The organism is Methanoregula sp., assembly GCF_002835825.1.
Taxonomy (GTDB): Archaea; Halobacteriota; Methanomicrobia; order Methanomicrobiales; family Methanospirillaceae; genus Methanoregula.
Genome location: NZ_PIZH01000072.1, coordinates 1 through 7,524 on the forward strand (window position 1 = coordinate 1; position 7,524 = coordinate 7,524).

The following is a 7,524-nucleotide window of genomic DNA, read 5'->3' on the forward strand; positions in this document are numbered from 1 at the left end:
GAGGCCAGGTATCCAGGAGGGAAGGAAAACGTGGAATGCGGCGAATGCCGGCGACGTGGTGGCGGCAGGAGGGGCAGGGGCTGGGGGGGGAGTCAGGGGGGGAGGCGTGGTGAGGGCGGGCGTCGTGGACGACCAGGCAAGCGGCTGGCTGACAAGGATCTCGCTCCCCGGAATGATGTTGCCGGTGTTGTCGATCTCGACCAGATCAATGACGGTAACAGAACCGGTTGCTGCCGACGGGACAGTGCCGGATACAGTGACAGTAAACCGTACATCGTGGTTCACTGAATAGGAAAGTACCATGCCGTTGATGAACGCGGCGGTGCCCGATGCTGTCTGTTGTGCAGAATTGTGGCCATCGACCACCACCTGGATGTTCCATTTCGCGTTCTCCAGCTGCGTTGTCATCTGGATCTCGTGGTCCCGGGGAAATGTCGTCCCGCTCGGGATGGTAAATGTTGCGACAACCTCCTGCGGGCCCCCGGGAGAAAGGGGAGGATTGGGAGTGAACGACTCGCTCGCAAGCAGGGGGCTCGCTGCAGCCGGGACAACAACAATGAGGAGCAGCAGGCACCCGCACAGAAACGGACGGAAGAGGGGATTCATGGTATACCGGAAAAGAGGGTATACCCGGCTCGTGATAGCCATGTCGGTTTGGTGCAGACGCGATGACCCGGGTCAGCGGCCCTGGATGCCACAGATGAACGATCCGGCATGGTCGACTGCCTCCTGGCCCTCGGGAAGCTGGCCGGCGAAGACCTGCCAGCAGTGATACATCCCCTCCCAGATCTCCACCTGGACCGGTGAACCTGCCCACCGTGCTTTCTCGACGAACGTCCCGATATCGGAAAGGAGGAGTTCATACGTGCCAACCTGGATATAAAGGCGGGGGAGGTTTTTCAGCGCGCCGCGGACGGGTGAGGCAAGGGCAACCGATGCGTTGCGACCGGAGAGATAGGCGGTCCGGATCGCGTGGAGGCGGTCGGCCGTTATCGCGTCCCGCTGCGCGTTTTTCGTCACGGACTCCCCCGCAAACTGCATATCGGTGATCGGAGACATGCAGACCGCGGCGGGGGGAAGGGTATACCCCTGTTCCTTCATCGAGAGGAGCGAGGCAAGGACGATGTTTCCTCCTGCCGATATCCCCAGCGGGACGATGCGGTGGGGCGGGTAACCCTTTGCCTGGAGGAAGCGGTATGCGGCGATCGCATCCTCGACCGGCGCAGGAAAGGAGTGCTCGGGGGCGAGCCGGTAGTCAACGGAAAAGACACGGGCCCGGGCGGCGCGGGAGAGCCGGATGCAGAGGCCCAGGTGGTCGGCCGTTGATCCCATCGTGAACATCCCGCCATGGAAGAAGAGAATTACATAGTCCGGCTCGGCCTCGGGAACCGAGATCCAGTACCCGGAGAGGTTGTCCCGGATTGCGACCTGTTCGACAGTATGGGCTCCCTCACTGATGATCTCTTCCTGCATCTCGCGGTAAAATTCCGAGTAGTGCTTCCGCGCGGCAACAAGGGGCTTGTCCGGGCCAGGCGCATGAGACCGGATGATCGAGAGAAGTTCTGCCGGGGACTCGCGGATCATTGTGTTCTGTGTTAGAGAGGCCGGGTAATAAAGGATGAGGGTATGACTGGCAGTTCCGGGCGCAGTACGGCGCGGGGATGCAAAACCGAACGCATATCAGGCACCGTGCAGACCTTCATTGATGCTGCATGGCATGAGCCTTGAAGAGAGAACGGTCAGGAAGGTAACCCGCCGGCTGCTCCCGTTTCTCTTTATCCTCTATGTCATCGCGTTTCTCGACCGGGTCAACTTCGGGTATGCTGCACTCGAAATGAACAGTGCCCTTGGGCTCTCCGCCGAGATCTTCGGGTTCCTCTCGGGCATCTTCTTCATCGGGTACCTGCTCTTCGAGGTTCCAAGCAACATGATCCTCCAGAAGATCGGGGCCCGGATCTGGATCAGCCGGATCATCATCAGCTGGGGGATTGTCGTTATAACAACCGCGGCAGCTTCGGATGCCCTGCAGCTGGCCGCCCTCCGCTTCATCCTCGGGGTCGCCGAGGCGGGGTTCTTTCCCGGCATCATCCTCTACATCACCTGCTGGTTCAGGAGAAAAGACCTGGCCAGCGCCGTTGCCCTCTTCATGACCGCACTCGCTGTCTCGAATATCATCGGCGCCCCGGTCTCGACATGGATCCTCGACAATATCAGCTGGTTTGGGATCGCGGGGTGGCGGTGGCTCTTCATCATCGAAGGACTCCCGGCTATCGTACTTGGGATTGTGACATACTTCTACCTGACCGACAAACCAAAGGATGCCGCATGGCTGGAGCCGGAAGAGCGGCGATGGCTTTCAGCGGTGATCGCACGGGACAATGCAGAAGCAGCGGATTCACTGGCGGACTTCTGGTCCGTGATCCGGGACACGAGGGTCTGGCACCTTGCAACGATCTATTGTACCGTGATCATCGGGTTGTACGGCCTCGGCTTCTGGATGCCACAGATCATCCATGCTATGAACCCTGCATTCACCAATTTTGAGATTGGCCTTGTCATGATCATCCCCTATTTTGTGGCACTCTGTGCAATGGTTGCCTGGGGCCGGCATTCGGACCGGACCGGAGAACGAAAATGGCACGCGTCACTTCCCCCCATTGCCGGGGGGATTGCACTCGCCGCGGCCGGCCTTCTTCCCATCCCCATCCTCGCGTTCATCCTGATCATCATCGCAACCGTTGGCATCTATTGCGAGTTCGGCCCCTTCTGGACCCTTCCTGCGGTCTTCCTTACGGAGGCATCGGCAGCTGTCGGGATAGCGGTGATCAATTCGATCGGGAACCTCGGGGGATTCATCGGCCCGTCCCTTGTCGGCTCCCTTACCAGGGCAACGGGATCAACGGATGCAGGCCTTGTCGCAATCGGCGTCTGCCTCATCCTCTGCGGGTTGCTCACGCTCGCGGTCCGCAACAGGAGCAGGATACCATCATAAGAGCGAAAATTTTCCATGAGAACATCATTCCGGGCGTTCTTTCATTAGATTTAAAAAAGAGTAAGCTAATATACCGCAATAATCATTTCACGATAAGCCCGGCTACCATTCCACAGGATCCCGGCCGTGATCTGAGCAGTACGGAGGTATCATCATGACGTTTTCCAAAATGGGCATCATCGCCATTATCCTCGTTGCGATCGCAGTCGCCGCTGCCGGGTGCAGCGGGAACAGCCAGCCTGCACAGCCCGGCGCCGGCGCGGCTTCAGCGGGTGGAAGCTCTCCTGCAACCGGAGGTTCCGGTGCAGGTGCCGCAACCGGAACAGATCTCCTTGGCGGGGTGAACTATGAATGGGTAGAATACAAGATCACCAGCAATGCCGGGGGAGAGAAAGTCTCCATGTTCTTCAAATACAACCAGAAGACCGGTAAATGCACGATGCGGATAGACGGTATGGAGGACCAGACGGACATGCTCTCCAACCTGGACTGCAGCTCATCAGGCAGCACCGGTTCTGCATCCAATCCCAATGATATCGGGTCCGATGTCAGACTTGCGAAGGTTTCCACCGAAACGGTTACCGTCCCGGCAGGCACCTTCGTTGCTGACAAGTATATGGCGAGTTCCAATGGCGTTACGGCATACTACTGGATCGCATCCGGCAAACCTCTCATAAAGATGGATGGGGGCAGTGCTGAAGGGACCGTGACAACCGAGCTGGCCGGCTGGGGATAATCTCCCGCCAGCCCATTCCTTTTCTGTATTTTTCGTCATGAATTCGCAGGGAAAGGTGCATTCCTGCCTGCACAATACGAGCGGTGCAAAGGACAATGGTCCGACGGGGCCCGGTCCAAAACCGGATCTACGGGTCTGACAAGACCGGATCAAAAAAGGAGATTCTTCCCTTCAGAAGTAATACAACAGGACGGTCTGCTGGTACCCGTTCTCCCATGTCCCGATAATATTGGCCGTTACCGGGGTAGCAAGCCCCTGGTAGGTGAAGAGAATCTGCTCCCCGGGCGAGGGTGTCAGGACCGTGCGCTCGAAATCGTCGAGGTCCTGGTTGTCGATCCGGACCTTCAGGGCAACAAGGCCGCCGGCATCAGGGCCTCCCGTGTAGGTGATATTCACGGTTTTTGATGTCTTGGACACGTCAAACGTCAGGTGTTTTTCAGCTATGGCAGTGGTCATCGCCGGAACAGGGGTAGCCGCGGGTGGCAACGGTGTTGTGGCGGGTGGAGTCTGGGGTGCCGGCTGGATGCAGCCGCTGGCAACCACGAGAAGCAGGACAATAAAAAGACAGGTACAGAATGCACGTCTCATGAATGGATGGTGGGGTATGATGGGAAATAAAGGTTGGGAGGTGATTTCACCGGGCCGGAGCCGGTTTTGTGCCACGTATGGTATACCGCGACCATACCATCCCCTCTTTCAAAACTTCTGTGCTTGTATGGATAAGGGGCACCTGGAGCCCCGTGATGCCTGCCTGATCCGGATCGCAGAGAGTGGGGGATGATTTCCCCCCTGCGATGATGGGATGGATGAGGACGCTCACCTCGTCCACGAGTCCATCGTGAAGGAGGACGCTGTTGAGTGTCCCGCCACTGTCCACCCGGACGGTCTTTGTTGCATAGTCACGGTTCAGCGCCTCAAGCGCCTCCCGCATGTCGATACGTTCGCCCCCGGTAACGATTGTCCCGATATGGCGCTCGTTCAGGTACTCCAGGTATTCTTTGGGAGTTGCGCGGGAGCAAAGCGCGAGGACGTCCCGCATATACGGCCATTTCCGGATCGCGTCCCAGCAGCGAACCTGCCCGCGGCTGTCGGCAATGACGAGCAGCGGGCGCGGGTCCGGCTGCCCTGCAGGTGGCACAAACATCTCCTCGTGCTCAGGCGGGACTTCAAGCGCCGGGTTGTCACGGACTGCCGCAAGGACCGTCCCGCTCCCGAACAGGATTGCGTCCGGGTTCCACTGTGCGGCAAGGGAGTAGTAGAGTTCAAGGTCAGCGGGAAAGTTTGTGATGCGGCCGTCAAGGCTCATCGCCGTATGAATAATAACCCGGGGTTTCATGGATAATTCCTGAATACGCATTGGACAGGCAGAAGATAAGGTGGTGCCTGAGGGGAGTGAAAGTGAAGTATCGCTGCCTGCCCCGCGACCATCCCGCAACATATATATTGTCAACATTCGAATGTTGACGCATGTTCCTTGCAACGGACGACCGCCAGTTCGGGTTCTGGGCACTGCGCCGGAGCGGGGAGTCCAATATCGGGATTGCCCACCGGTTTGGCATCTCCCGCCAGGCCGTATCGCGGGCCCTCCACCTCATGGACGAGAAGATCGAGAGCACCCTCCGCGGGATGGCAGATGCAAACCAGATCTCCATTGAGAAGATCCATGCCGGGCGGGGGATCCTCATTGGGAGGTCGATCCCGTTCCAGACCGCGGCCATCATTTTTGTGTCGGAAAAACACGGGGTGCAGGTCTGGTACGAGCATGACGGTGACTGCGGGGCATGCCAGCGGTATACCGAGTGCATTGAGTTGCTCTGGGACTATGCCACCGAGCTCGGGGTCAGGATCGAGAAAACCGCCGACCCGACAAAGATGGCGGAAGAATTATTCAGGAATGTAAAGGCGCTGATGAAATGATGAGGGTTTCCGAAGTGATCCGGGGCTGGCTTGGCTGGTGCCCTAACGGACATACGATGAATATGAGCACGCGGGATACCGGATATGGTTTTCCTGCCGGGAGCCTTGCGGTGAAGAGTCCGGGTGCTCCAGGAAGCGAGGGGAATAGAGCGCCGGACCGCGGGAAGTACGAACACACCCAGCGGGGCACGGTGATCATTGGAGCGGTATCCGCTGCAATTGTCCTGAGCCTCGCAATCTCCATTTTTGCAGGATTTTTCTGGGTTACCGGCATGGTGGTCGCGATCCTGGTCTTTTTGCTCGCAATCATGTCAACCCTGACCGTTTCGGTTGAGAGCGACCGGCTCCGGATATGGTTTGGGCCCATCAGGCTGGTCCGGAAAGAATGGCTGTTGTCGGAGATCGTCTCAGCCACAGATGTAACCAATGCATGGTACTTTGGCTGGGGCATCCGCTGGACGCCAGGAGGTCCACTCTACAATGTCTCGGGATTCAAGGCCGTTGAAGTTCTCCTGGTATCCGGCAAGAGATTCCGGATCGGTACTGATGAGCCGGATGCCCTGATTGCAGCCATCGAACATGCTACGGCAACAATACACCGGTAACATGATATCCATGATGCATACCGCTTTCCAACACCTGCAGGTCTGGATCGGGTGGTGCCCGAACCACTCTGGGATCCATGCACAGACACGTGACAACAGGACGGCGAGGGGTGCCGTGGAAATGTCCGATCCGGAACCCCCGCAGCCCGGGACCTCAAAAGCAACGATCACGGTCAACCACTGGATGACCGGAGGAGCGCTCGCGATCCTGGTAGCCACCTGCTTTGTCGGAGGGAATATCTGGTGGCCATTCTTTGTTGGTGCCGTGCTGATTGCCTTCCTCGTGTACTGGTATTACTCTCATAGGAAGGAGGCGCAGTAACATGGCACAGATCGCCGCCCTTATCTGGGACGCCATGGGCTGGTGCCCGATGCATGCTGCGCCACGGAAGCTGTCGCCTGAGCCGGAGGGGAGCGGGCACAAGACCCGCATGGCCGGTGACAGCGGGCCGGTTGCCCGCCGGTCTGCCCTATTCATGCGCCTGACCTGGGGCGTTGTCGTCCTCTCGTGGATCATTGCGTTTCTGGCCCTTCCGCATCTTCCGGAAGTCATCCCGATCCACTGGGGACTGCATGGCGAGGCCAACGGTTTTGCCGACAAGTTCTCCGGTATTCTCGGGCTGCCGGTGATAATCACGCTGGTCATGGTCCTCATGATCATCCTGCCCCGGTTCCGCTCCATGGAATTTTCCCTGGAAGCATTCCGGGACATCTATGCAATGCTCATCTTTGCCACGATTGCCATGATCTTCTCCATCGAGGTGATGGTGATCGCCTCTGCCATGGGTGTCGACCTGCCAATTGTTACCATCATATCTCTCCTGATAGGCTTCCTCTTCATCGCGATGGGAGGCTTAATGCCCCATATCGGGAGGAACACCATCATGGGGATCCGCCTTCCGTGGACGCTCGCTAGCGAAGAGGTATGGAACCGGACCCACGAGTACGGCGGCAGGATATTCATGGCTGCGGGAGTGCTGGTCGTACTCGGGAGCCTGGTTGCAGGGATCTGGGCAATGGCCCTGATGCTGGTCATTATACTCGGGTCAACCCTGTATATCTGCATCTGGTCGTACCGGCTGGCGAAGAGCGTACCATCACGGGACTTATAGTTCAGGTGCTCCCATGCGCCAATCGGTAACAGAAGATAACGCCGGTCCACGAATCATCCGAACAATCGCGGGAAAAAACGCATGAGAAAAGGGTTGACCTGCCCAACAAAATTTTTTTTATTTTTTTTTAGAAAAATCTCAAAACAATTTCCAAAACACTCC

Annotated in this window: 10 protein-coding genes; 6 read left to right on the forward strand and 4 right to left on the reverse strand. The window is 57.9% G+C overall.

Annotated elements, in window-relative coordinates:
• Both CW742_RS04185 and CW742_RS04190 read right to left on the reverse strand, forming a co-directional pair.
• The coding region (locus tag CW742_RS04185) for a hypothetical protein (protein ID WP_292416875.1) at positions 1-606 on the reverse strand (606 nt) is incomplete at its 3' end.
• A 72-nt stretch (positions 607-678) separates the two neighbouring features.
• Positions 679-1,584, reverse strand: a complete 906-nt coding sequence (locus tag CW742_RS04190) for an alpha/beta hydrolase (protein ID WP_292416877.1) — start codon at positions 1,582-1,584, stop codon at positions 679-681.
• A 133-nt stretch (positions 1,585-1,717) separates the two neighbouring features.
• On the opposite strand from CW742_RS04190, the gene CW742_RS04195 reads away from it, so the two are divergent.
• Positions 1,718-2,992, forward strand: coding sequence for an MFS transporter (locus CW742_RS04195; RefSeq protein WP_292416880.1), 1,275 nt, complete (start codon positions 1,718-1,720; stop codon positions 2,990-2,992).
• A 154-nt stretch (positions 2,993-3,146) separates the two neighbouring features.
• The gene (locus CW742_RS04200; RefSeq protein WP_292416883.1) at positions 3,147-3,728 is read left to right on the forward strand and encodes a hypothetical protein; all 582 of its coding nucleotides are present in this window, start codon (positions 3,147-3,149) and stop codon (positions 3,726-3,728) included.
• Between the two features lie 171 nt (positions 3,729-3,899).
• On the opposite strand, the gene CW742_RS04205 is transcribed toward CW742_RS04200, so the two are convergent.
• Positions 3,900-4,316 (reverse strand): hypothetical protein, encoded by a 417-nt coding sequence (locus CW742_RS04205; protein WP_292416885.1) that lies wholly within the window; start codon positions 4,314-4,316, stop codon positions 3,900-3,902.
• 46 nt (positions 4,317-4,362) lie between these two features.
• Complete coding sequence (locus CW742_RS04210) at positions 4,363-5,064, reverse strand: dihydrofolate reductase family protein (protein ID WP_292416888.1); 702 nt, start codon at positions 5,062-5,064, stop codon at positions 4,363-4,365.
• A 131-nt stretch (positions 5,065-5,195) separates the two neighbouring features.
• Here CW742_RS04210 and CW742_RS04215 point away from each other — a divergent pair, with 131 nt between their 5' ends.
• The 4 genes from CW742_RS04215 to CW742_RS04230 all read left to right on the forward strand — a co-directional run bounded on the left by CW742_RS04215 (position 5,196) and on the right by CW742_RS04230 (position 7,362).
• The gene (locus tag CW742_RS04215; protein WP_292416890.1) at positions 5,196-5,645 is read left to right on the forward strand and encodes a hypothetical protein; all 450 of its coding nucleotides are present in this window, start codon (positions 5,196-5,198) and stop codon (positions 5,643-5,645) included.
• Between the two features lie 62 nt (positions 5,646-5,707).
• Positions 5,708-6,250, forward strand: coding sequence for a hypothetical protein (locus CW742_RS04220; RefSeq protein ID WP_292416892.1), 543 nt, complete (start codon positions 5,708-5,710; stop codon positions 6,248-6,250).
• 10 nt (positions 6,251-6,260) lie between these two features.
• The gene (locus CW742_RS04225) at positions 6,261-6,572 is read left to right on the forward strand and encodes a hypothetical protein (RefSeq protein WP_292416895.1); all 312 of its coding nucleotides are present in this window, start codon (positions 6,261-6,263) and stop codon (positions 6,570-6,572) included.
• Position 6,573: 1 nt separating this feature from the next.
• On the forward strand, positions 6,574-7,362 hold the full coding sequence (locus CW742_RS04230) for an SdpI family protein (RefSeq protein ID WP_292416898.1): 789 nt from the start codon (positions 6,574-6,576) through the stop codon (positions 7,360-7,362).
• The last annotated feature ends 162 nt before the right edge of the window (positions 7,363-7,524 follow it).

Bases quoted from the DNA above. Each gene is read 5' to 3' on its own strand.
- CW742_RS04190 (WP_292416877.1), bottom strand. From the start codon at position 1,584: ATGATCCGCGAGTCCCCGGCAGAACTTCTCTCGATCATCCGGTCTCAT.
- CW742_RS04195 (WP_292416880.1), top strand. From the start codon at position 1,718: ATGAGCCTTGAAGAGAGAACGGTCAGGAAGGTAACCCGCCGGCTGCTC.
- CW742_RS04200 (WP_292416883.1), top strand. From the start codon at position 3,147: ATGACGTTTTCCAAAATGGGCATCATCGCCATTATCCTCGTTGCGATC.
- CW742_RS04205 (WP_292416885.1), bottom strand. From the start codon at position 4,316: ATGAGACGTGCATTCTGTACCTGTCTTTTTATTGTCCTGCTTCTCGTG.
- CW742_RS04210 (WP_292416888.1), bottom strand. From the start codon at position 5,064: ATGAAACCCCGGGTTATTATTCATACGGCGATGAGCCTTGACGGCCGC.
- CW742_RS04215 (WP_292416890.1), top strand. From the start codon at position 5,196: ATGTTCCTTGCAACGGACGACCGCCAGTTCGGGTTCTGGGCACTGCGC.
- CW742_RS04220 (WP_292416892.1), top strand. From the start codon at position 5,708: ATGAGCACGCGGGATACCGGATATGGTTTTCCTGCCGGGAGCCTTGCG.
- CW742_RS04225 (WP_292416895.1), top strand. From the start codon at position 6,261: ATGATGCATACCGCTTTCCAACACCTGCAGGTCTGGATCGGGTGGTGC.
- CW742_RS04230 (WP_292416898.1), top strand. From the start codon at position 6,574: ATGGCACAGATCGCCGCCCTTATCTGGGACGCCATGGGCTGGTGCCCG.